The 21,624-nt window shown below is 72.3% G+C and carries 23 protein-coding genes; 13 read left to right on the forward strand and 10 right to left on the reverse strand.

Translation table 11 applies throughout. The features are described 5' to 3' along the window. Positions 1-37 precede the first annotated feature (37 nt). From cobM to cobC, 6 genes are read left to right on the forward strand one after another with little or no spacing between them, the layout of a single operon-like run. Entirely contained in the window at positions 38-856 is an 819-nt protein-coding gene (gene cobM / locus AB0L59_RS30900) for a precorrin-4 C(11)-methyltransferase (protein ID WP_365589921.1), read from the forward strand. Beyond that, positions 853-2,175, forward strand: coding sequence for a precorrin-6y C5,15-methyltransferase (decarboxylating) subunit CbiE (gene cbiE, locus AB0L59_RS30905; protein ID WP_365589922.1), 1,323 nt, complete (start codon positions 853-855; stop codon positions 2,173-2,175). The genes cobM and cbiE overlap by 4 nt, the downstream gene beginning before the upstream one ends. Further along, the gene (cobJ, locus tag AB0L59_RS30910) at positions 2,172-3,875 is read left to right on the forward strand and encodes a precorrin-3B C(17)-methyltransferase (protein WP_365589923.1); all 1,704 of its coding nucleotides are present in this window, start codon (positions 2,172-2,174) and stop codon (positions 3,873-3,875) included. Before cbiE ends, cobJ begins: the two co-directional genes overlap by 4 nt. Beyond that, on the forward strand, positions 3,872-4,459 hold the full coding sequence (locus AB0L59_RS30915) for a precorrin-8X methylmutase (protein WP_365589924.1): 588 nt from the start codon (positions 3,872-3,874) through the stop codon (positions 4,457-4,459). The genes cobJ and AB0L59_RS30915 overlap by 4 nt, the downstream gene beginning before the upstream one ends. After that, positions 4,456-5,388 carry a sirohydrochlorin chelatase gene (locus tag AB0L59_RS30920; RefSeq protein ID WP_365589925.1) on the forward strand — a complete coding sequence of 311 codons (933 nt, stop codon included), beginning with the start codon at positions 4,456-4,458 and terminating at the stop codon, positions 5,386-5,388. The genes AB0L59_RS30915 and AB0L59_RS30920 overlap by 4 nt, the downstream gene beginning before the upstream one ends. Continuing rightward, on the forward strand, positions 5,378-6,433 hold the full coding sequence (cobC, locus tag AB0L59_RS30925; protein ID WP_365589926.1) for an Rv2231c family pyridoxal phosphate-dependent protein CobC: 1,056 nt from the start codon (positions 5,378-5,380) through the stop codon (positions 6,431-6,433). Before AB0L59_RS30920 ends, cobC begins: the two co-directional genes overlap by 11 nt. 221 nt (positions 6,434-6,654) lie before the next feature. Here cobC and AB0L59_RS30930 read toward each other — a convergent pair whose 3' ends face one another. The 5 genes from AB0L59_RS30930 to AB0L59_RS30950 all read right to left on the reverse strand — a co-directional run bounded on the left by AB0L59_RS30930 (position 6,655) and on the right by AB0L59_RS30950 (position 11,361). Beyond that, on the reverse strand, positions 6,655-7,608 hold the full coding sequence (locus AB0L59_RS30930) for an SCO1860 family LAETG-anchored protein (protein WP_365589927.1): 954 nt from the start codon (positions 7,606-7,608) through the stop codon (positions 6,655-6,657). Between the two features lie 159 nt (positions 7,609-7,767). Continuing rightward, positions 7,768-8,859 (reverse strand): amidohydrolase family protein, encoded by a 1,092-nt coding sequence (locus AB0L59_RS30935; protein ID WP_365589928.1) that lies wholly within the window; start codon positions 8,857-8,859, stop codon positions 7,768-7,770. 18 nt (positions 8,860-8,877) lie between these two features. Next, entirely contained in the window at positions 8,878-9,672 is a 795-nt protein-coding gene (locus AB0L59_RS30940; RefSeq protein WP_365589929.1) for an amino acid ABC transporter ATP-binding protein, read from the reverse strand. Beyond that, positions 9,669-10,502 (reverse strand): amino acid ABC transporter permease, encoded by an 834-nt coding sequence (locus AB0L59_RS30945; protein WP_365589930.1) that lies wholly within the window; start codon positions 10,500-10,502, stop codon positions 9,669-9,671. The genes AB0L59_RS30940 and AB0L59_RS30945 overlap by 4 nt, the downstream gene beginning before the upstream one ends. Before the next feature lie 4 nt (positions 10,503-10,506). Then, on the reverse strand, positions 10,507-11,361 hold the full coding sequence (locus AB0L59_RS30950) for a transporter substrate-binding domain-containing protein (RefSeq protein ID WP_365589931.1): 855 nt from the start codon (positions 11,359-11,361) through the stop codon (positions 10,507-10,509). A 142-nt stretch (positions 11,362-11,503) separates the two neighbouring features. On the opposite strand from AB0L59_RS30950, the gene AB0L59_RS30955 reads away from it, so the two are divergent. The 6 genes from AB0L59_RS30955 to thpD all read left to right on the forward strand — a co-directional run bounded on the left by AB0L59_RS30955 (position 11,504) and on the right by thpD (position 16,370). Continuing rightward, a complete protein-coding gene (locus AB0L59_RS30955) occupies positions 11,504-12,553 on the forward strand; it encodes an aminotransferase class V-fold PLP-dependent enzyme (RefSeq protein WP_365589932.1) in 1,050 nt (349 codons plus the stop codon). Positions 12,554-12,713: 160 nt separating this feature from the next. Next, complete coding sequence (locus AB0L59_RS30960; RefSeq protein ID WP_365589933.1) at positions 12,714-12,953, forward strand: DUF664 domain-containing protein; 240 nt, start codon at positions 12,714-12,716, stop codon at positions 12,951-12,953. 266 nt (positions 12,954-13,219) lie between these two features. Continuing rightward, positions 13,220-13,747 (forward strand): diaminobutyrate acetyltransferase, encoded by a 528-nt coding sequence (gene ectA / locus AB0L59_RS30965; RefSeq protein WP_365589934.1) that lies wholly within the window; start codon positions 13,220-13,222, stop codon positions 13,745-13,747. A 13-nt stretch (positions 13,748-13,760) separates the two neighbouring features. Continuing rightward, positions 13,761-15,032: a diaminobutyrate--2-oxoglutarate transaminase gene (gene ectB, locus AB0L59_RS30970; protein WP_365589935.1), complete on the forward strand. Its 1,272-nt coding sequence runs from the start codon at positions 13,761-13,763 to the stop codon at positions 15,030-15,032. Positions 15,033-15,065: 33 nt separating this feature from the next. Beyond that, positions 15,066-15,470 (forward strand): ectoine synthase, encoded by a 405-nt coding sequence (locus AB0L59_RS30975; protein ID WP_365589936.1) that lies wholly within the window; start codon positions 15,066-15,068, stop codon positions 15,468-15,470. Between the two features lie 6 nt (positions 15,471-15,476). Beyond that, on the forward strand, positions 15,477-16,370 hold the full coding sequence (gene thpD / locus AB0L59_RS30980) for an ectoine hydroxylase (RefSeq protein WP_365589937.1): 894 nt from the start codon (positions 15,477-15,479) through the stop codon (positions 16,368-16,370). A 52-nt stretch (positions 16,371-16,422) separates the two neighbouring features. On the opposite strand, the gene AB0L59_RS30985 is transcribed toward thpD, so the two are convergent. Next, positions 16,423-17,487: an alkene reductase gene (locus AB0L59_RS30985; RefSeq protein WP_365589938.1), complete on the reverse strand. Its 1,065-nt coding sequence runs from the start codon at positions 17,485-17,487 to the stop codon at positions 16,423-16,425. A 142-nt stretch (positions 17,488-17,629) separates the two neighbouring features. Between AB0L59_RS30985 and AB0L59_RS30990 the strand changes: the two genes are divergently transcribed. Beyond that, a complete protein-coding gene (locus AB0L59_RS30990) occupies positions 17,630-18,133 on the forward strand; it encodes a MarR family transcriptional regulator (protein ID WP_365589939.1) in 504 nt (167 codons plus the stop codon). Between the two features lie 4 nt (positions 18,134-18,137). Here AB0L59_RS30990 and AB0L59_RS30995 read toward each other — a convergent pair whose 3' ends face one another. From AB0L59_RS30995 to AB0L59_RS31010, 4 genes are all read right to left on the reverse strand, one after another. Continuing rightward, positions 18,138-19,199, reverse strand: a complete 1,062-nt coding sequence (locus AB0L59_RS30995) for an aminotransferase class V-fold PLP-dependent enzyme (protein WP_365589940.1) — start codon at positions 19,197-19,199, stop codon at positions 18,138-18,140. Between the two features lie 97 nt (positions 19,200-19,296). Continuing rightward, positions 19,297-20,013, reverse strand: coding sequence for a DsbA family oxidoreductase (locus AB0L59_RS31000; protein WP_365589941.1), 717 nt, complete (start codon positions 20,011-20,013; stop codon positions 19,297-19,299). 97 nt (positions 20,014-20,110) lie between these two features. After that, positions 20,111-20,614 (reverse strand): GNAT family N-acetyltransferase, encoded by a 504-nt coding sequence (locus AB0L59_RS31005; protein WP_365589942.1) that lies wholly within the window; start codon positions 20,612-20,614, stop codon positions 20,111-20,113. Continuing rightward, positions 20,611-21,591 (reverse strand): helix-turn-helix domain-containing protein, encoded by a 981-nt coding sequence (locus AB0L59_RS31010; protein WP_365589943.1) that lies wholly within the window; start codon positions 21,589-21,591, stop codon positions 20,611-20,613. Before AB0L59_RS31010 ends, AB0L59_RS31005 begins: the two co-directional genes overlap by 4 nt. Between the last annotated feature and the right edge of the window lie 33 nt (positions 21,592-21,624).

The raw sequence follows: 21,624 nt of genomic DNA on the forward strand, positions 1-21,624 counted from the left end.
GATGTTTCCGACGTCTCCGTACGAGAGGACCCTTCCCATGGCCGATGCCCCCACCGGCAAGGTGACGTTCGTCGGTGCCGGCCCCGGCGCCGCCGATCTGCTGACCTTCCGCGCCGCGCGCGCGATCGCGGAGGCGGACGTGGTGATCTGGGCGGCGAGCCTGGTCCAGGAGGAGGTCCTCGAGCACGCCCGCGAGGGCGCGGAGATCCTGGACTCGGCGACCATGTCCCTGGAGGACGTCGTCGCCGTCTACCGGCGCGCCCGCGCCGGGGGCCTGCGGGTGGCGCGGATCCACTCCGGCGATCCGGCGCTGTGGGGCGGCACGCAGGAGCAGCTGGACCGGTGCGCGGAGATCGGGATCGAGACCGAGGTCGTACCCGGGGTCTCCGCCTTCTCCGCCGTCGCCGCTCTGGCACGGCGCGAGCTGACCATTCCCGAGGTCGCGCAGTCCGTGGTACTGACCCGGCTGGGCGGCGGCAAGACGCCGATGCCGCCCGGCGAGGAGGTGCGGGAGTTCGCCCGGCACGGTACGACCATGGCGATCTTCCTCTCCGCCGCCCGCAGCGGACAGCTGGTGCGCGAGCTGCTGGAGGGCGGGTATCCGACGGACACCCCCGTCGTCATCGCTTATCAGGCGACCTGGCCGGAGGAGCTGGTCGTGAAGTGCACGGTCGGCACGCTGGAGGAGACGGTCAAGGAGCACAAGCTCTGGAAGCACACGCTCTTCCTGGTCGGCCCGGCACTGGACGCGCACGGCACCCGCTCGCACCTGTACCACCCGGGGCACTTCCACGGGTACCGCAAGGCCGACCCGGAGGCCCGGCGGGCCCTGCGCGAGCGGGGAGCGAGCAGTTGATCAGCGTCGTCGGTACGGGGACGGGGGCGCCGGTCCCGGAGGACCTCCTCGCCGGACCCGCCCTCGTCGTCGGCGGACGCCGGCACCTGGACGCCGTTCGGCTGCCGGAGGGCGCCGAGCGGGTCGTGCTGGGGCCGCTGGCGCCCGCCCTGGACACGATCGCCGAGTATGTCGACAAAGAGCTTCCGGTGCTGGTGCTGGCCTCCGGCGACCCGGGGTTCTTCGGGATCGTGCGGGTGCTGGCCGAGCGGTTCGGGTCGCGGCGGCTGGACGTGCGCCCCGGGGTCTCGTCCGTCGCCGCCGCGTTCGCGCGGGTGGGGCTGCCGTGGGAGGACGCCGTGGTCGTCAGCGCGCACGGCCGGGAGCTCCGTACGGCGGTCAACGTGTGCCGGGCACGGCCGAAGGTGGCCGTGCTGACGGGGCCGGGCGCCGGGCCGGCGGAACTGGCGGCGGCCCTGCTGCACGACCCGCTGGTGCCGGGCGGCACGCCGGCCCAGCCCGCGCCCGTGCCCGGCTCCCCGGAGTCGGAGGGCGTGCCGGCGCACGCGTCCCGTGGGCGGGTGCTCGTCGTCGCCTGTGCCCTCGGGTCGGCGGACGAGCGTGTGGAGCGGGTCACACCCGCCGAGGCGGCCGCCCGGGACTGGGGAACGGACGTCAGCGTGGTGCTGTGCCTCGACGAGACGCGCGCCGTCGGCGGGGTGCGTACGGTCGCGGGAGCGCCGGCCGGGCCCGTCGGATGGGCTCTGGACGAGGGCGAGTTCGCCCACCGCGACTCGATGATCACCAAGTTCGAGGTGCGGGCGCTCGCCCTGGCCCGCCTCGGGCCCCGGCTCGGCGACCTGGTCTGGGACGTGGGCGCCGGCTCGGGCTCGGTGGCGGTGGAGTGCGCGCGGCTCGGCGCGGCCGTCGTCGCCGTGGAGAAGGCGGCGGACGGGGTGCGGCGGATCCGCGCCAACGCGCACGCCCACGGCGTGGACCTGCGCGTGGTGCACGGTGCGGCGCCTGAGGCCCTGTCCGGGCTGGCCGACGATCCCGACGCGGTGTTCGTCGGCGGCGGCGGCCGGGAACTGCCCGAGATCGTCGGCGCGTGCGCGCGCCGCGCCCGGCGGACGGTCGTCGTCGCCATGGCCGCCCTCGACCGGGTGCCGGCGACGCGCGAGGCGCTCACGGCCGCCGGGTTCGCCTGCGACGGAGTGCTGCTGCAGTCCTCGCGGCTGGCGCCGCTGCCGGGAGACGTGACCCGGCTCGCGGCGACCAATCCCGTGTTTCTGCTCTGGGGCGTCAGAACCCCCGCGTCCAGTGAAGGAGATACCCAGTGATCGGCCTGATTTCCGCCACCGCGGCGGGTGCCGCGGCGCGGGACCGGCTGGCCGCGGCCTGGCCGGACCGGACGCGGGTGTACGAGGGTCCCGTCGGGGAGGCGGTACGGACCGCGTTCGCCGAGTGCGAGCAGCTGGTGTGCTTCCTGGCGACGGGCGCGGTCGTACGGCTGCTCGCGCCGCTGCTCGGCGACAAGACGGCCGACCCGGGTGTGGTGTGCGTCGACGAGGGCGGCCGGTTCGCGGTGTCGCTGGTCGGCGGGCACGGCGGCGGCGCCAACGAACTGGCCTGTACGGTGGGTGAGTTGCTGGGAGCCGAGCCGGTGGTGACGACCGCTACGGACTCCGTCGGCCTGGCGGCCCTGGACACCCTAGGGCTGCCGTACGAGGGTTCGGTCGCGCTGGTCTCCCGGGCCCTGCTGGACGGCGAGCCGGTCGCGTTGGAGGCGGAGGTGCCGTGGCCGCTGCCGCCGCTGCCCACCTCCACGCGGGGGACGTGCGCCGTGCGGCTCACCGACCGGGACGTCGAGCCCGGTGAGCGCGAGGTGCTGCTGCGACCCCCGTCCCTGGTGGTCGGGGTCGGCGCGTCCAGGGGCGCGCCGGTGGAGGAGGTCCTCGGGCTGATCCAGGAGGCGCTGCGGGAGGCCGGGCTCTCGCCCAGGTCCGTGGCCGAACTCGCCACCGTGGACGCCAAGGCCCAGGAGCCCGGCATCCTGGGCGCCGCCGAGCGGCTGGGGGTGCCGCTGGTGACGTACGCCGCCGAGGAGCTGGCGTCGGTCGAGGTGCCCCACCCGTCCGACGCTCCCCTCGATGCCGTGGGCACCCCGTCGGTCGCCGAGGCGGCCGCTCTGCTGCGGGGCGGTGAACTCCTCGTGCCCAAGCGGAAGTCCGTGCGGGCCGACGGGCGGCCGGCCATGGCGACGTGCGCGGTCGTACGGCGTCCCGGGCGCGGGCGGCTCGCGGTGGTCGGGCTGGGGCCCGGCGCCCGTGACCTGCTCACCCCGCGCGCGGCGGCCGAGCTGCGCCGGGCCTCGGTGCTGGTCGGGCTCGACCAGTACGTGGACCAGATCCGCGATCTGCTGCGGCCCGGCACCCGGGTGCTGGAGTCGGGGCTCGGCGCCGAGGAGGAGCGGGCCCGCACGGCGGTCGCGGAGGCCCGCGCGGGGCACGCGGTGGCGCTGATCGGCAGCGGGGACGCGGGCGTGTACGCCATGGCCTCCCCGGCGCTCGCCGAGGCCTCGGACGACATCGACGTGGTCGGGGTGCCCGGGGTGACGGCCGCGCTGGCCGCCGGGACGATCCTGGGCGCGCCGCTGGGCCACGACCACGTGTCCATCAGCCTGTCCGACCTGCACACGCCGTGGGAGGTCATCGAGCGGCGGGTGCGGGCGGCGGCCGAGGCGGACCTCGTGGTGACCTTCTACAACCCGCGCTCGCTGGGCCGTGCCTGGCAGCTGCCCAAGGCGCTCGCCGTCCTCGCCGGGCACCGGGAGCCGGGCACGCCGGTCGGTGTCGTGCGCAACGCCTCCCGGCCGGACGAGTCGAGCCGGGTGACCACACTCGCCGAACTGGACCCGGCGACGGTCGACATGATGACGGTCGTGACCGTGGGCAACACCGCCACCCGGATCGTCGCCGGGCGCATGGTGACCCCGCGCGGCTACCGCTGGCAGGAGAGCACGCAGGAGGGCGACCGGTGAACCGGATCGTGCACCCCATCGAGCAGGAGTCCTTCCGGCGGCTGCGCGCCCGCCTGGACACCTCGCACTTCCCGCCGCTGACCCGGGCGGTGGTGGAGCGGGTCATCCACTCCGCCGCCGACCCGGAGTACGCGAGCGACCTCGTCATGGCCGAGGACGACCTGGTCAGGGCGCACGCGGCGCTGCACGCCGGGGCGCCGGTCGTCGTGGACGTGGAGATGGTCGCGGCCGGCATCACCCGGCGGGAGACCGTCTGCCGGCTGCGGGACGCCACGTCCACGCCGGACCTGACCCGTTCGGCCCACGCCGTCCGGCTCGCGTACGAGCAGGTCGGTCCCGGCGCCCTGTGGGTGGTCGGCTGCGCGCCGACCGCCCTGGAGGAACTGCTCACCCTGGACGCCTCCCCCGCGCTCGTCATCGGGCTGCCCGTCGGTTTCGTCGGTGCGGCCGAGTCGAAGGCCGCGTTGCGCGCGAGCGGGCTGCCCGCCGTGAGCAACGTGTCCGAGAAGGGCGGGTCGGCGGTCGCCGCCGCCGCGCTCAACGCCCTGCTGTACCACCCCGTTTCACCTGAGGAGACCTCGTGACCACCCCGCCCGCCCTGCTGATCGCCGGACACGGCACCCGTGACGACGCCGGAGCCGAGGCGTTCCGCGACTTCGTCCGGGAGCTGGGGCGCCGCCACCCCGAGCTGCCCGTCGCGGGCGGCTTCATCGAACTGTCCCCGCCGCCGCTGGGCGACGCCGTCGCCGAGCTGGTCGAGCGAGGCGTACGCCGGTTCGCCGCCGTGCCGCTGATGCTGGTGTCGGCCGGGCACGCCAAGGGCGACATCCCGGCCGCGCTGGCCCGCGAGAAGGAACGGCACCCGGGCATCTCGTACACCTACGGCCGCCCGCTCGGCCCCCATCCGGCGCTGCTGAGCGTGCTTGAGCGGCGGCTGGACGAGGCGCTGGGTTCCTCCGGGCGGAGCCCCGAGGACCGGGCCGATGTGACGGTGCTGCTGGTGGGCCGTGGTTCGACGGACCCCGACGCCAACGCCGAGGTCCACAAGGCGGCGCGGCTGCTGTGGGAGGGCCGTGGGTACGCCGGGGTGGAGACGGCGTTCGTGTCGCTGGCGGCACCGGACGTGCCGAGCGGCCTGGACCGGTGCGCGGCGCTGGGGGCGCGCAGGATCGTCGTCCTGCCGTACTTCCTGTTCACCGGAATCCTGCCGGACCGGGTGCGGCAGCAGACGGAGGGGTGGGCCGCCGCGCACCCGGAGACCGAGGTGCGGTCGGCCGATGTCATCGGTCCCGAGCCGGAGCTGCTGGACCTGGTGATGGAGCGGTACGAGGAGGCCGTGAAGGGTGATCTGCGCATGAACTGCGACTCGTGCGTGTACCGGATCGCGCTGCCCGGCTTCGAGGACAAGGTGGGGCTGCCGCAGCAGCCCCACTTCCACCCGGACGACGACGGCCACCACGGCCATGGACACGGGCATCACCACGGCGGGCACTCGCACAGCCATGCGCACTGAGGGCACGGGACCTGACCTGCGGCATCACGGGGACGCCGAAGTACGGGACGGCGGGGCGGCGTTGACCGACCTCGCCGTCAACGTCCGCGCGGACACGCCTCCGGCCTGGCTGCGGGAGGAGATCGCCGCCTCGCTGTCGTCCCTCGCGGCCTATCCGGACGGGAGGGCAGCACGGGCGGCGGTGGCGGCGCGGCACGGGCTGCCCGTGGAGCGGGTGCTGCTGACGGCGGGCGCGGCGGAGGCGTTCGTGCTGCTCGCCCGGGCGCTGAAGATCCGGCGACCGGTGGTGGTGCACCCGCAGTTCACCGAGCCGGAGGCGGCGCTCAGGGACGCGGGGCACACCGTGGACCGGGTGCTGCTGCGGGAGGAGGACGGGTTCCGGCTGGATCCGGCGGCGGTGCCGGAGGAGGCCGACCTGGTGGTGATCGGGAACCCGACCAATCCGACGTCCGTGCTGCATCCGGCGGCGACGATCACCCGGCTCGCCCGTCCCGGGCGGGTGCTGGTGGTCGACGAGGCGTTCATGGACGCGGTGCCCGGTGAGCGGGAGTCGCTGGCCGGGCGGATGGATGTGCCGGGGCTGGTCGTGCTGCGCAGTCTGACCAAGACGTGGGGGCTGGCCGGGCTGCGGATCGGGTACGTGCTGGGTCCTTCGGAGATCGTCGACGAGCTGGCGCGGGCCCAGCCGTTGTGGCCCGTCTCGACGCCGGCCCTCGCGGCGGCGGAGGCGTGCGTGGCGCCCCGGGCCCTGGCCGAGGCGGGGCACGCCGCACATCGCGTCGCCGGGGACCGGGCGCATCTGGTGGCGGGGCTGGCGGCTTTCGCGTCCCGCGGTGTGCGGGTGGTGGAACCTGCGCAGGGGCCGTTCCTGCTGATCCGTATGCCGGAGGCCGCCGCCGTACGGCTCCGGTTGCGAGAGCTCGGTTATGCGGTGCGGCGGGGAGACACGTTTCCGGGGCTCGGTGAGGATTGGGTGCGGGTGGCTGTGCGGGACCGGGTCACGGTGGGCGGGTTTCTGTCGGCGCTGTCCGCTGCGCTCCGGTAGCCGACGCTCCGCCCCGGACCCCGCCTCGCCCGCCCACCAGCCGACTCGGTCGGGCTGAGAGGTGCTGTCACGGAACCGCCCTGAGCCGGCCCCGCGCAGGACTTCGGAGGCCGGCGAGGGACTCCGCCGTCTCCTCGTCGTGGGCGGCCGCGCTCCGGCGGTCCGCAGGGCCGCTCCCTGTCCGGCGCGACGGCCGGACCCGGAGCGGCCGGGAGGCGGCGTCAGTTCTTGCGGCGCCGGGCCACCGTCACCGCTCCCCCGCCGACCAGCACGAGCACCAGCGCGCCGCCCGCGATGTACGGGGTCGCGGAGCTGCCGCCGGTCTGCGCGAGGTCGGACTTCGCCGCACCTCCCTGGGGCTTGACGTCGGAGGCCGGGTCGGCCTTCGGCGGGGTGTCCTCGGACTTGGTACCCGCGGCCGGGTCGTGGCTCTGCACCGGGTGCCCGGCGGGCGGGCTTCCCGGGGACTCGCAGGTCGCCTTCGCCAGGGTGACCGTGCCCTCGACGTCGGCCACATTGAGCCGCAACGGATTGACGGAGACCTTGAGTCGGAGGGCGGTGGCGGCTGCGGTGCGGCTCGTGGTGGACCGCTGCGCCAGGTCGAGGCGGACCTCGCCGACGCCGGGCACCTTCACCTCCGTGGGGCCGCCGGCGGTGAGCGTGACGCGCTTGCCGAGGACCGTCACGGCGCCGAGGACGTTCGCTGAGGCGACCGGCACCTTTCCGGCCTCGCAGGTCGCCCTGGCGGTGACCGTGCCGACCTCGACCAGGGAGAGCAGGGGCAGGCCGGGGACGTGCAGCCGGGCGCCGACGAGCCGGACCGAGCCCTCGGCGCGTCGCGCCGTCACCGTGGCCTTCGCCGAGGCGACGTCGGCGCCGAGGACCGCGAACGGCTTGCCGCCGGCAACGCCGTCGAGCCGGGCGGACAGCGCCGTCCTGTCGGCGCTCCGCGGTGCCTGGACCTCGTTCAGGGTGACCGCGAGCGGGATGTTCACGGTCTTGTTGAGCAGGGACACGTCGAGCCCGGTGCGCAGGACGACGGCGGAGGCGCGACCGTGGTCGGTGGTCGCGTGCGCGGCGCCCGCGCCCAGGACCGCGGGACCGGCGGCGAGGGCGGTGACCGTCGCCACGGTGGCGAGACGGCGTGCGGGCATACGGAAGTTGTTGCTGTTCAAGGCGGTGGGACCCCCAGTGGGAACATGCTTGGGACCCGTCAACCTTGTACGCACTGTGGGTGAACGGTCACCGATCCAGGGTTACTTCACTCAAACGTGGATTTTCCGCACACCGATTCGAATCACCGGGCACGGGCGTTCCCCCTGTCGGCCATGCGGCTATTCGACGACGGCCCCGTTGAGCACCACCCGGCGCGGGGCCGCGAGCACCCGAACGTCCGCCCTCGGGTCGTCCTCGTACACCACCAGGTCGGCAGGCGCCCCCTCCTGGAGGCCGGGGCGGCCGAGCCAGGCGCGGGCGCCCCAGCTCGTCGCCGACACGGCAGCCACGGCGGGGATGCCGGCGGCGACCAGCTCGGAGACCTCCTCCGCCACCAGGCCGTGGGCCAGCGAGCCGCCGGCGTCCGTGCCGACGTACACCGGGATGCCGGCGTCGTAGGCGCCCCGCACCGTGTCGTAGCGGCGTTCGTGCAGCCGGCGCATGTGCGCGGACCAGCGCGGGAACTTGCTGTCACCGCCGGCCGCGAGCCGCGGGAAGGTGGCGATGTTGACGAGGGTCGGGACGATGGCGACGCCGCGCTCGGCGAAGAGCGGGATGAGGTCGTCGGTCAGGCCGGTGGCGTGCTCGATGCAGTCGATGCCCGCCTCGACCAGGTCGCGCAGGGAGCTCTCGGCGAAGCAGTGGGCGGTGACGCGGGCGCCGAGCCGGTGGGCCTCGGCGATGGCCGCCTCCACCGCCCCGCGCGGCCAGCACGGGGAGAGGTCGCCGAGATCGCGGTCGATCCAGTCGCCGACCAGCTTGACCCAGCCGTCGCCGCGCCGGGCCTCCTGGGCGACGTGGGCGACGAGGTCGTCGGGCTCGATCTCCCAGGCGAAGTTGCGGATGTAGCGGCGGGTGCGGGCGATGTGCCGGCCGGCCCGGATGATCTTCGGGAGGTCCTCGCGGTCGTCCACCCACCGGGTGTCCGAGGGCGAGCCGGCGTCCCTGATCAGCAGGGTGCCCGCCTCCCGGTCGGTGAGCGCCTGCTTCTCGGCGGTGGCGGAGTCGACGGGGCCCTCCGCGCCGAGGCCCACGTGGCAGTGGGCGTCGACCAGGCCGGGCAGCGCCCAGCCCTGGACGGTGGTGACGTCCCGGGCGACGGCGGGGCGGTCGTACGTCACCCTTCCCCCGACCACCCACAGCTCGTCGCGGACGTCCTCGGGTCCCACGAGGATCCGCCCCTTCACGTGCAGCACCGCGCCATCGCTCATGTACTGCACCTTAGTGAGCTACTGCCCGGGCTTCCCCACCTGGTCCGAGGTCTCCTCCTCCACCTCGGCCATGGCCGGGTCGAGGACGCGGGAGAGGAAGTGGCGGGTGCGCTCGTGCTGCGGGTCGCCGATGACCTGGCCGGGGGTGCCGTCCTCGACGATCACTCCGCCGTCCATGAAGACGACCCGGTCGGCGACCTCACGGGCGAAGGTCATCTCGTGGGTGACGACCATCATCGTCATGCCCTCCTGCGCGAGCCTGCGCATGACGGCGAGGACGTCGCCGACCAGCTCGGGGTCGAGCGCGGAGGTCGGCTCGTCGAAGAGCATCACCTCGGGGCCCATGGCGAGCGCGCGGGCGATGGCCACGCGCTGCTGCTGGCCGCCGGAGAGGGAGGACGGGTAGGCGTCCGCCTTCTCGGACAGGCCGACGCGGGCGAGGTTCTCGGCGGCGGTCTTCTCGGCCGTCGCCCTGTCCCGCTTGAGAACCCTGCGCTGGGGCAGCGTGAGGTTCTCGGTGACGCTCAGGTGCGGGAAGAGGTTGAACTGCTGGAAGACCATGCCGATCCGGCGGCGCACGGCGTCGATGTCGACGTCCGGGTCGGTCAGCTCGGTGCCGCCGACGAACACCCGGCCCTCGCTGGGCTCCTCCAGCAGGTTCACACAGCGCAGCAGCGTCGACTTGCCGGAGCCGGAGGGGCCGATGACGCAGACGACCTCGCCCTGGTTGATCTCCAGGTCGATGCCGCGCAGCACGTGGTTGTCGCCGAAGGACTTGTGCAGGTCCTGGACGCGGATCTCGGGGCGGGTCACCGGATCTCCCTCTGTGCCTTGGACTCCATACGGCGCACGACGAGGCTGAGCGGGACCGTGATCAGCAGGTAGCACAGGCCCGCCACCAGGATCGGGGTGGAGTTGGCGGTCGTGCTGGCCAGGTCGTTGCCGAACTTGGACAGTTCGCGCTGCTCCAGGGTGACGCCGAGGAACAGCACCAGCGAGGAGTCCTTGAAGAGCAGGACGAGTTCGTTGGTCAGCGGCGGCAGGATGATCCGGAAGGCCTGCGGAAGGACGATGGAGACCATGGCCCGCGCGGGCGAGAAGCCGAGGGAACGGGCCGCCTCCATCTGCCCCTTGGGCACGGCCTGGATGCCCGCGCGGATCGTCTCGGCCATGTAGGCGGCGGAGACCAGTCCGAGCGCGACGGCGACCTTGCCGTAGATGCCGCCCGGGTACTGGACGCTCGGGAAGGCCAGGGGCACGCCGGTGCCGACGAAGATGAAGATCAGCAGCGCGGGCAGGCCGCGGAAGATCTCGATGTAGACGCCGGCGAGCCAGCGGTACGGCCCCACGGACGACAGGCGCATCAGGGCGATGACCATGCCGAGGACCAGGCCCACGACGAACCCGGACAGCGTGTACAGCACGGTGTTCTTCAGGGCCACCGTGATGAGTTCCGGGAACAGCTGCTTGGCGATCTCGGGCTGCGCGAACTGGTTCTGCAGCCGGCCCCAGTCCGCGGTGACCGCGAACGCGATCACCGCGGCGACGAAGACGGCGTACTGCGCCCCGCGCGAGAGCCGACGCTTCTGACGGAGTGTCAGTCCACTCTTCCTCGGCTGAATGCGTGTGTCCGTGTCGGCCATGGGATCAGGAGGCGGACGCGGCCGGGGAGGCGACGGAGGCGTTGTACGGGCCGATCCACTTCTCGTAGATCTTCTTGTACGTGCCGTCGGCCTTTGCGTCCTTCAGGGCCTTGTTGACGGCGTCGAGGAGGGCCTTGTTGCCCTTCTTGACGGTGAAGCCGTACTGCTCGCCGGTCTTGAGGTTGTCGACGACCTTGAACTTGTCGGCGTTGGCCTTGTCCTTCAGCCAGCCCTGGACCACCGGGTAGTCGATGATGACGGCCTGGACCTGGCCGGTGCGCAGGCCGTTGAGGACGGCGTCGGAGGAGGCGAAGGAGACCGGGTCGAAGCCCTTGCCCCTGGCGTAGTCCTCGCCGGTGGTCTGCGCCTGGGCGCCGAGCTTCTTGCCCTTGGCCTTGACGTCGGCGAGCGAGGTGATGCCGCTGCTCTTGTCGACGAGGACGGCCTGGGTGGCCTCGAAGTACGGGTCGGAGAAGTCGACGTTCTTCTTGCGCTCGGGCGTGATCGTCATGCCGGCGGCGGCCAGGTCGCACTGCCCGGAGTTCAGGAAGGCGCCCGTCTTGAAGTTCTCGAAGGGGGTGTCGAGGATCTGCTGCTTGACGCCGAGGTTCTTGGCGACGAGGTCGATGAGGGAGACGTCGAAGCCCTGCACCTTGCCGTCGATCTCCGACTGGAACGGCGGGTACGGCAGGTGGGTGCACGTGGTCAGCTGCCCGGCCTTGACCAGGTGGATCCCGTCGACGGTGGTCTTGCCGCTCCCCGAGCCGCTGGAGGAACAGCCTGCCGCGACGAGCACGAGCCCGGCGGTCGCGGTGGTGGCGGCCAGGAGGCGGGTCCGGCGTCCGAGAGGCGATTTCATGGGGGGATCTTCTCTGTGGGGGAACAGTGGGTTCCGATTATAAGGAACAGTTTGGGTCTCTCAAACCAAACCCATGGTCAGGCAGGAGCTGGACCTAAGATCGAGGGAGTCGACCTTTCGCGAACGAAGAAAGAGCACCGCCGTGAACCACCCCTTTCTCGATCTGCCCCCGCTGAGTGCCGAGCGCTTCGCCGCCGTCGAGGACGGGGTCGCCCGGCTGCTGGACACCCGGCAGGACGTGCTGATCACCCAGGGCGAGGCCCTGTTGCCGCTGGAGGGCGCGATCCGCGCGGCGGCCGGTCCGGGCACGGTGGCCCTGAACGTGATCACGGGACCGTACGGCCAGACCTTCGGCAACTGGCTGCGCGACTCCGGCGCGACCGTGTACGACATCTCCGTCCCCTTCCACACCGCGGTGACGGCGGCGCAGATCCGGGAGGCGTTCGCCGGGCACCCGGAGATCGACTTCGTGTCGCTGGTGCACGCGGAGGCGGCGACGGGCAACACCAACCCGGTCGCGGAGATCGGCGAGGTGGTACGGGAGCACGGCGCGCTCTTCTACCTGGACGCGGTGGCCTCCGTGGGCGCGGAGCCGGTGCTGCCGGACGCGTGGGGCGTGGACCTGTGCGTGATCGGGGCGCAGAAGGCGATGGGCGGCCCGGCGGGCGTGTCGGCGATCTCGGTGAGCGAGCGGGCCTGGGCCCGGATGGCGGCCAACCCTGACGCCCCGCGCCGTTCCTACCTGTCCCTGCTGGACTGGAAGGAGCGCTGGACCGACGCCGGCCGCGCGGTGCTGCCGCACGCTCCGGCGCAGTTGGAGATGCTGGCGTTGGAGGCGTGCCTGGAGCGGATCGAGTCGGTGGGGCTCGATGCGGTGATGGCCCGGCACCGGAGTGCGGCGCTGGCCACGCGGACGGGCGCGGTCGCCCTGGGCGTGGGCCTCGAGCCGTTCGTGCCCGAGGAGAAGGACGCGGCGCCGGTTGCCACGACCCTCCGGGTGCCGGCGGACGTCATCGCCTCCGAACTGGTGGCTCGGGCGCTGGCGAGTGACCCCGGGCTGCCGCTGGCCGCGGGCGGGGGCGCGCTGGCCAAGGAGATGATCCGGGTCAACCACTACGGGGCGGATGCCACGCCGGAGACCGTGGAGAGGTGTCTGTCGGCGATCGGTGCGGCGCTCGCCGATCGGCGCTAGCCCTGTCGCCGAACTCCCGCCGTCCGCACTGAGGGCGGGCGTCGCGGGGCGGGCGGGAGTTTGACGACAGGGTCCCGGCCGGTTGCCAGTGGCCCGTCTCATCCTCCGCGCATGACCACGCCACAGACATCCCGAACCCCCGACGGGGCCCGAGCGCCCCATGCCGGAGAGCCGACTGGACTTTCACCGGGGGACGCCTGAGCCGAGGTGCCGGGGGCTGGAAGACGGACAGGTGCGGCTCGCCTCGGCGGAGCCGTCGTCGCTGACCCTGCTGGGGCTCGTGCAGCACCTCGCCGAAGTCGTGCGCTGGGCGCTGATCCACCTCATCGAGGAGTACGCCCTGCACAACGGACACGCCGACATTCTGCGTGAACGAATCGACGGAACCACCGGCGCATGAATTCAATTACCTTTCACAATTCCCGCTAATTCTCCGGACGATAGCTTCCCGTCTTCTTCTGCCCGCTTTTCACAAGGCTAAACGGGGCAGTTTCCCAGCGAGTTTCTGGCGGACTCCTGACGTTTTCCTGGCTGTGACACACTCCACAGCCAGGGAGATTTGTCCGGATTTGACATAGGGCAATCCAGACATTTCCCTAAGCTCGCTGCGAGCCACGGTGAAGGCGCCCGTGCATTTCCTAATTCACCTCGCTAAATTCGTGCCGCATGACTGCCGCACCCGCAGACCTACTCATCGACCAGCCGGCGGTGACCGACGGAGCCGCGCTCTGGCGTATCGCCAAGGACTCGAAAACACTCGACCTGAACTCTTCGTACAGCTATCTGCTGTGGTGCCGGGACTTCGCCGGCACCTCGGCGGTGGCGCGCGGTGCGGACGGGGAGCCGGTCGGTTTCGTCACCGGCTATGTGCGGCCGGAGCGCCCCCGCACCCTGCTCGTCTGGCAGGTCGCCGTCGACTCCGCCCACCGGGGTCTCGGCATCGCCGCCGCGCTGCTGGACGGGCTGACCGGACGCCTCGCCGCCGAGCGCGGCATCACCGACGTCGAGACGACCATCACCCCCGGCAACACCGCCTCCGAGCGGCTGTTCACCTCGTTCGCCGCCCGGCACGGGGCGCGCCTGGAGCGTGCGGTGCTGTTTCCCGCCGAGCTGTTCCCGGACGGTCCGCACGAGCCCGAAGTCCTGTACCGCATCGGCCCGTTGACCGACGTCACCCCCCACTCCGCCCATTGAGGAGCGATTCACCGTGACCATCACCCAGCCCGACCTCAGCGTCTTCGAGACCCTCGAGTCCGAGGTGCGCAGCTACTGCCGCGGCTGGCCCACGGTCTTCGACCGCGCGCAGGGCAGCCGGATGTTCGACGAGGACGGTCATGCGTACCTCGACTTCTTCGCCGGTGCCGGCTCACTCAACTACGGCCACAACAACCCCGTACTCAAACGGGCGTTGATCGACTATCTGTCCAGGGACGGCGTGACCCACGGTCTGGACATGTCGACCACGGCCAAGCGGTCCTTCCTGCAGACCTTCCAGGACCTGGTGCTGCGCCCGCGTGACCTGCCGTACAAGGTGATGTTCCCGGGGCCGACCGGCACCAACGCCGTGGAGTCGGCCCTGAAGCTGGCCCGGAAGGTGAAGGGGCGCGAGGCGATCGTGTCGTTCACCAACGCCTTCCACGGGATGTCGCTGGGCTCGCTCGCCGTGACCGGCAACGCCTTCAAGCGGGCGGGCGCCGGGATCCCGCTGGTGCACGGCACGCCGATGCCGTTCGACAACTACTTCGACGGCACCGTCCCGGACTTCCTGTGGTTCGAGCGGCTGCTGGAGGACCAGGGCTCCGGACTCAACAGGCCCGCCGCCGTGATCGTGGAGACCGTGCAGGGCGAGGGCGGCATCAACGTCGCCCGGCCCGAGTGGCTGCGCGCGCTGAAGGCGCTGTGCGAGCGGCAGGACATGCTGCTGATCGTCGACGACATCCAGATGGGCTGCGGCCGCACCGGCGCCTTCTTCTCGTTCGAGGAGTCGGGGATCGTGCCCGACATCGTCACCGTGTCCAAGTCGATCAGCGGCTACGGGCTGCCGATGTCGCTGTGCCTGTTCAAGCCGGAACTGGACGTCTGGGAGCCGGGTGAGCACAACGGCACCTTCCGCGGCAACAACCCCGCTTTCGTCACCGCCACCGCGGCGCTGGAGACGTACTGGACCGACGGCTCGGCCATGGAGAAGCAGACCCGCGCCCGCGGTGAGCAGGTCGAGCAGGCGCTGATCGGCATCACCGAGGAGAACCTCGCCGACGTGAAGGAGTACCGCGGGCGCGGCCTGGTGTGGGGCATGGAGTTCCACGACAAGGGCCGGGCGTCGCGGATCGCGCGGCGGGCCTTCGAACTCGGGCTGCTCATCGAGACGTCCGGTCCGGAGGGCGAGGTCGTCAAGCTGTTGCCCGCCCTCACCGTCACCCCCGACGAACTGGACGAGGGCCTGAGCGCCCTCGCCCGCGCCGTCCGCGAAACCGTCTGACCGACCTCTGACCAACCGGAGAGAGAACACACCGTGATCGTCCGATCGTTCAAGGACATCGAAGGCACCGACCGGCACGTCAAGGCGAAGTCCGGTACCTGGGAGAGCAAGCGGATCGTCCTCGCCAAGGAGCGGGTCGGCTTCTCCGTGCACGAGACCATCCTGTACGCCGGCACCGAGACGCACATGTGGTACGCCAACCACATCGAGGCCGTCGTCTGCACCCAGGGCGAGGCCGAACTGACCGACCGCGAGACCGGACGGACCTACACCATCACGCCCGGCACCATGTACCTCCTGAACGGGCACGAGCGGCACACGCTGCGCGTCAAGGAGGACTTCCACTGCATCTGCGTGTTCAACCCGCCCGTGACCGGACGGGAGGACCACGACGAGAACGGCGTCTACCCGCTGCTCACCGAGCCCGAGGAGGTGTGAGAACCCATGACCAATGCCAGCGTCTCCGATCTCTACCCGACCCGCGGCACCACCGAGGTGACCGTCCCGCGCCAGGACCCGGTCGTCTGGGGTTCCCCGGACACGCCGGGCCCGATCGCCGCGGCCGACCTGCAGGCGTACGAGCGTGACGGCTTCCTCGCCATCGACCAGCTGATCACCCCGGACGAGGTCGAGGTGTACCGGCGCGAGCTGGACCGGCTGGTCACCGATCCGGCGATCCGCGCGGACGGGCGTTCCATCGTCGAGCCGAAGTCCAAGGAGATCCGCTCGGTCTTCGAGGTGCACCGGATCAGCGAGGTGTTCGCGAACCTGGTGCGCGATCCGCGCGTGGTCGGCCGGGCCCGGCAGATCCTCGGCTCGGACGTGTACGTCCACCAGTCCCGGATCAACGTCAAGCCGGGCTTCGGCGCGAGCGGCTTCTACTGGCACTCGGACTTCGAGACCTGGCACGCCGAGGACGGCCTGCCGAACATGCGCACGGTGTCCGTCTCGATCGCCCTGACCGAGAACCACGACACCAACGGCGGCCTGATGATCATGCCGGGCTCGCACAGAACGTTCCTGGGCTGCGCCGGCGCGACGCCCGAGGACAACTACAAGAAGTCGCTGCAGATGCAGGACGCGGGCACACCGTCGGACGAGGCGCTGACCGCGCTGGCGGGCGAGCACGGCATCCGGCTGTTCACCGGCAAGGCCGGCTCGGCGACCTGGTTCGACTGCAACTGCATGCACGGCTCGGGCGACAACATCACGCCGTTCCCGCGCAGCAACGTGTTCATCGTGTTCAACAGCGTCGAGAACGCGGCGGTGGAGCCCTTCGCGGCACCGGTGCGCCGGCCCGAGTTCATCGGGGCGAGGGACTTCACCCCCGTCCGGTGAACCCCTTCATGCCACAGGGGCCTCCACCGTCGGTGGAGGCCCCTGGCGTGTGTCACAGAGCGGGATAGTCGGTGTATCCCTCGGCGCCGCCGCCGTAGAAGGTCGCCGGGTTCGCCGGGTTGAACGGTCCGCCCGTCCTCAGGCGGGCCGGCAGGTCGGGGTTGGCGAGGAACAGCTGGCCGTAGGCGATCACATCGGCCGTGCCGTCCTCGATCAGGGACAGTGCGTCCGGGCCGGTCGGTCCCTCGGTGGCCGGGTTGAGCACGAACACCCCGCTGAACCGCTTGCGCAGGGCCGCCGTCGTCTCCCGGGTGCCCGGCACCGCTTCCATCACGTGCAGATAGGCCAGGCCCAGCGGGTCCAGGGCGTCGGCCAGCGCGAGGTACGCCGGCTCCGGCTCCGGTTCCTCGATGTCGTTGAACGGGTTGCCCGGCGACAGGCGCAGGGCGGTGCGCTCGGCACCGATGGCCTCGGCGACGGCCTCGACGGCCGCCACGGCGAACCGGATGCGGCCCTCCACCGACCCGCCCCACCGGTCGGTGCGCCGGTTGCTGCCGGGCGCCAGGAACTGGTGGATCAAGTAGCCGTTGGCGCCGTGGAGTTCGACGCCGTCGAAGCCGGCCTCGATGGCTCCCCGGGCGGCGTCCGCGTAGTCGGCGATCGTGGCCCGGATCTCCTCGTCCGTCAGTTCGCGGGGCGTGACGAAGTCCTTCGGGCCCTCGTGGGTGTAGACCTGGCCGTCGGCCGCCACCGCCGAGGGGGCGACATTGACCAGGCCCTCGGGCAGCAGGTCGGGGTGGCCGATCCGGCCGGTGTGCATGAGCTGGGCGAAGATCCGGCCCCCGGCGGCGTGCACGGCGTCGGTGACGGCTCGCCAGGCGGCGATCTGCTCGGGCGTGTGCAGCCCCGGGGTGTCGGGGTAACCCTGGCCCACCGCCGACGGCTGGATGCCCTCGGTGACGATCAGGCCCGCGGAGGCGCGCTGGGTGTAGTACTCGGCGGTGAGGGCGGTGGGCAGGCCGCCCGCCGCGGCGCGGCTGCGGGTCATCGGGGCCATGGCGATGCGGTTGGCCAGCCGGAGGCCGGGCAGGTCGATCGGGTCGAAGGCGGTGGTCATGGGGGCTCCCACAGGTCCGTTTGCTGGTCGGCCAAGCGATGTGGCCGGGTTCACTGTACTGCAATCATTGGCCGGCCAAGTAAATTCCCGTGAGTAGGCTGCGACCAAGGTCGGCAGGCAGTCGGAGAAGTGCGGAGCAGCGATGGACGCCACCAGGGAACCCGCGGCAGCGGACGCGGCCGGGCACGGCTGCGCGCTGCCCGCCGCCGCCCAGGGCGGCCCGGTCAGTCATGCGCTGAGCCGGGTGGCGCGGCTGCACCGCACCGCCGCCGGGGCGCTGCTGCGCGAGCTCGGGCTCTATCCGGGCCAGGAGCTGGTGATGATGTCCCTGTGGGAGAGCGGACCGGCCCGGCAGTCGGACCTGATCCGGATGCTCGGCCTGGACCCGTCCACGGTGACCAAGATGCTCCAGCGGCTGGAGCAGGCCGGGCACGTGCGGCGACTGCCGGACCCGGCGGACCGGCGCGCGGTGCTGGTGGAGGCGACGGACTCCGGCACCCGGCTGCTGACCGAGGTGGAGCGGGTGTGGGGCGTACTGGAGGAGCGGACCCTCGCCGGGCTGGCCCCGGCCGAGCGCGAGCTGCTGCTGACGCTGCTCGGCCGGGTCGAGGCCAACCTGTGCGAGCGGAACGCGGAGCGGGACTGACGGGTCAGCCGGACAGCACGTCCAGCAGACGGTCCACGTCGGTCGCCGTGTTGTAGAGGTGGAAGGCCGCGCGCAGGTTGCCCGCGCGGTTGGAGACCTCGATGCCCGCCTCGCTCAGCTCCGGCTGCCGGGAGCCGAGTCCCGGCACCGAGACGATCGCCGAGCCGGGAGCGGGAACCGGGTCGTGGCCGAGCTCCGAGACTCCCGCGCGGAACCGGTCGGCGAGGGACACGGCGTGCTCGTGCAGGGCGGACAACCCGGCTTCCTCGATCAGTTCCAGGGAGCGGCGCAGGCCGGCGTAGGTGAACAAGGCGTGGGTGAGGTCGAACCGCCGGGCCGAGTGGGCGAGTTCGGCGACCGGGCCGTAGCAGCTGTCCCACGGCGCCTCGCCCGCGACCCAGCCCGCGAGCACCGGCGTCAGGCCGCCGAAGTCCTCGGGCACGGTCAGGAAGGCCACCCCGTGCGGGCCCAGCAGCCACTTGAAGGAGACCGCGGCGGTGAAGTCGTGGGCGTCCGCGTCCATCGGGAGCCAGCCCGCGGACTGGGAGAAGTCGACGTAGGTGCGCGCACCGTGCTCGCGGGCGGCCTCGCGCAGGGCGGGCAGGTCGGCGACCCGGCCGTCGGCGGACTGCACGGCGCTGACGGCGACGAGCGCGGTGCCGGGGCGGACGGACTCGGCGATCCGCTCCAGTGGCACCGTGCGGACCTCGAGGTCGCCGCGGACGTGGAAGGGGTTCAGTACGGAGGTGAAGTCGTCCTCGGCGGTGAGGACTTCCGCGCCCGCGGGCAGCGAGGCGGCGATCACCCCGCTGTGCGCGGCGACGGAGGCGCCCGCGGCGACCCGGGTGGCCGGCACGCCGGCGAGCCGGGCGTATGCGGCGCGGCAGGCCTCCACGTCCTCGTAGAGCGGGAGCAGCGGCCGGCCCTCGGCCCGCAGCACCGCCGCCTCGTGCAGGGCGGTGACGGTGCGGGCGGGGAGCAGGCCGTTGCTGGCGGTGTTGAGGTAGGTGCTCTTCGGGCGGAACTCGGCGCGGACGAGGCTGTCGAACGTCTCCGTGGTGTCCATGGGTCCACTCTGCGGTCCGATGAAGTCGTAGTCCATTGCGGATTTTTGCGTGGATCCGCTTAGTGACGCTTATATGTCCGCCTCGACCAGCGGTTTCTCAGCGCTGAGGAACGGCGCACCCGTCCGGGCCACAGGCCTCGGCGTCGCCCTGGTCGACCAGCGTCAGCGGAGAGCGCTCGCCCCAGGCCTGGTTCAGTGCCCGGGTGAAGACCTCGGCGGGCTGGGCGCCGGAGACGCCGTACTTGCGGTCGAGGACGAAGAACGGCACACCGGTCGCGCCGAGCTGGGCGGCCTCGCGCTCGTCGGCGCGGACCTCGTCGGCATGGCGGGACGGGTCGGCGAGCACCGCGCGGGCGGCCTCGGCGTCGAGCCCGGCCGCCACGGCCAGTTCGACGAGCCGCTCGTCGCCCTCGGTGAAGACGGACCGCTCCTCGGCGAAGTTCGCCCGGTACAGGAGCTGGATCAGCTCGTCCTGCCGGCCCTGCTCCTTGGCGAAGTGCAGCAGGCGGTGCATGTCGAAGGTGTTGCCGTGGTCGCGGCCCCGGGTGCGGTAGTCCAGGCCCTCGGCGGCGGCCTGGGCGCCCAGGTTGTCCTCGCCGGCCTCGGCCTGCGCCTCGCTCATGCCGTACTTCCTGGTGAGCATGGTGATCACCGGCTGGACGTCGCCCTTGGCACGGTCCGGGTCCAGCTCGAAGGAGCGGTGCACCACCTCGACGCCGTCGCGGTGCGGGAAGGCTGCCAGCGCCTTCTCGAAGCGGGCCTTGCCCACGTAGCACCAGGGGCAGGCGATGTCGCTCCAGATCTCGACGCGCATTCTTCGGCTCTCTCCAGGTCGTACGGTGCGGACACTCCCCCGCCGGCAGTACGTGAACGTTCAAACAGCCGCGTTCATTCCCCGGGCGCCGACGCGTTCATTCCCTGGGCACGGAGAAACGCAGACAGCGGTGGTGGTCGCCCTGCGCGGGCGGCTTCGCGGGGTCCGGGCCCCAGCCCTGGCGGGCGTAGAACGCCTGGGCGCGCCGGTTGTCCACGTGCACGTCGAGCACGGCCGTCCGCCTGCCGTCGGCCCGCCATTCCTCCACGCACGCCGTGTGCAGGGCCGTACCGATGCCGGAGCGCCAGTGGCCGGGGTCGACGTGGAACTGGAAGAGCTTGACCGTGTCGGCGGCTGCGCCGTCCGGGGTGCGGAAGGAGGCGATGCCGACGATCCGGCCCTGCTCGACGGCGCAGAGGACATGGCCGTCGGGGCGTTCGATGGAGCCGCGCCAGGCCTCGGTCCAGTCGACGCCGGCCGGAGGGACGCCTTCCGGGTAGTACGTCGAGCGGGCCCGGCCGTGCAGATCGGCGATGACCTCGGCCTCGGCGGACAGGGCGGTGCGGATCACCAGCGCGCCGTCGACTCGTTCACTGATCATGCAACGGAGGACGTGACGGCGTCGGTCCCGGTTCCGAGGCGGCTGAACTGGGCCCGGTAGGCGCTCGGGGTGAGGCCGGTGCGACGGACGAGGTGGGCGCGCAGGGAGTCGGCGGTGCCGAGTCCGCACGCGGCGGCCACCTGGTCCATCGACAGCGTGGTCGTCTCCAGGAGTTCCCTGGCCCGCTCGATGCGCTGGTGGAGCAGCCACTGCAGCGGGCTGACCCCGCTCTCGGCGTGGAAGCGGCGGGTGAGGGTGCGCACGGAGACCCCGGCGTGCCGGGCCAGGTCGGTGAGGGTGAGCGGCTTGTCGAGGTTGCGCATGGCCCAGCCCCGGGTGTCGGCGCAGGCGGTGCCACGCTCGGGCGGCAGCGGGGTGTGGGTGAACTGGGTCTGGCCGCCGGGGCGTACGGGTGCGACGAGGGCGAGGCGGGCGACCTCGTTGGCCACGGCGGCGCCGTAGTCGGTGCGGATGATGTGCAGGCACAGGTCGATGCCGGCGGCGTAGCCGGAGGAGGTGACGTACGGCCCGTCCTGGACGTACAGGACGTCGCCCTGGAGCCGGACCTGCGGATACCGCTTGCGCAGTTCGTCGGCGTGCGCCCAGTACGTCGTGGCCCGGCGGCCGTGGAGCAGGCCCGCCTCGGCGAGCTGGAAGGCGCCGGTGCAGATGGAGGCGATGCGCTTGCCGGCGTCGGCGGCTTCCCGGACGGCTGCCACGATCCGCGGCTCGGGCTCGAAGGGCGCCCCGGTCCCCGCCACGACCACGGTGTCGGCCTCTCGCAGGGCGTCGAGCCCATGGCGCACGTACAGGTCGAGACCGCCGGTGGTGGGGACCGGGCCGGGGTCGGCGGTGCAGACGATCACCTCGTAGCCGGGCCCGCCGTCCAGCTCCACCTTGCCGAACAGCATCTCGGGGATCGCGAGGTTGAACATCGAGACGGGCGAGGGCGCGATGACGGCGACGCGGTGCGGCATGGCCAGAACCTCCGGGAGCGTGGCATTCAGGCC

Origin of the sequence: Streptomyces sp. NPDC052109 (genome assembly GCF_040680195.1) — a bacterium.
Classification (GTDB): Bacteria; Actinomycetota; Actinomycetes; order Streptomycetales; family Streptomycetaceae; genus Streptomyces.

Coding starts and splice junctions, on each gene's coding strand:
- cobM (WP_365589921.1), top strand. CDS start 38: ATGGCCGATGCCCCCACCGGCAAGGTGACGTTCGTCGGTGCCGGCCCC.
- cobC (WP_365589926.1), top strand. CDS start 5,378: ATGCGCACTGAGGGCACGGGACCTGACCTGCGGCATCACGGGGACGCC.
- AB0L59_RS30935 (WP_365589928.1), bottom strand. CDS start 8,859: ATGAGCGATGGCGCGGTGCTGCACGTGAAGGGGCGGATCCTCGTGGGA.
- AB0L59_RS30945 (WP_365589930.1), bottom strand. CDS start 10,502: ATGGCCGACACGGACACACGCATTCAGCCGAGGAAGAGTGGACTGACA.
- AB0L59_RS30950 (WP_365589931.1), bottom strand. CDS start 11,361: ATGAAATCGCCTCTCGGACGCCGGACCCGCCTCCTGGCCGCCACCACC.
- AB0L59_RS30960 (WP_365589933.1), top strand. CDS start 12,714: ATGCCGGAGAGCCGACTGGACTTTCACCGGGGGACGCCTGAGCCGAGG.
- ectA (WP_365589934.1), top strand. CDS start 13,220: ATGACTGCCGCACCCGCAGACCTACTCATCGACCAGCCGGCGGTGACC.
- thpD (WP_365589937.1), top strand. CDS start 15,477: ATGACCAATGCCAGCGTCTCCGATCTCTACCCGACCCGCGGCACCACC.
- AB0L59_RS30985 (WP_365589938.1), bottom strand. CDS start 17,487: ATGACCACCGCCTTCGACCCGATCGACCTGCCCGGCCTCCGGCTGGCC.
- AB0L59_RS30990 (WP_365589939.1), top strand. CDS start 17,630: ATGGACGCCACCAGGGAACCCGCGGCAGCGGACGCGGCCGGGCACGGC.
- AB0L59_RS30995 (WP_365589940.1), bottom strand. CDS start 19,199: ATGGACACCACGGAGACGTTCGACAGCCTCGTCCGCGCCGAGTTCCGC.
- AB0L59_RS31000 (WP_365589941.1), bottom strand. CDS start 20,013: ATGCGCGTCGAGATCTGGAGCGACATCGCCTGCCCCTGGTGCTACGTG.
- AB0L59_RS31005 (WP_365589942.1), bottom strand. CDS start 20,614: ATGATCAGTGAACGAGTCGACGGCGCGCTGGTGATCCGCACCGCCCTG.
- AB0L59_RS31010 (WP_365589943.1), bottom strand. CDS start 21,591: ATGCCGCACCGCGTCGCCGTCATCGCGCCCTCGCCCGTCTCGATGTTC.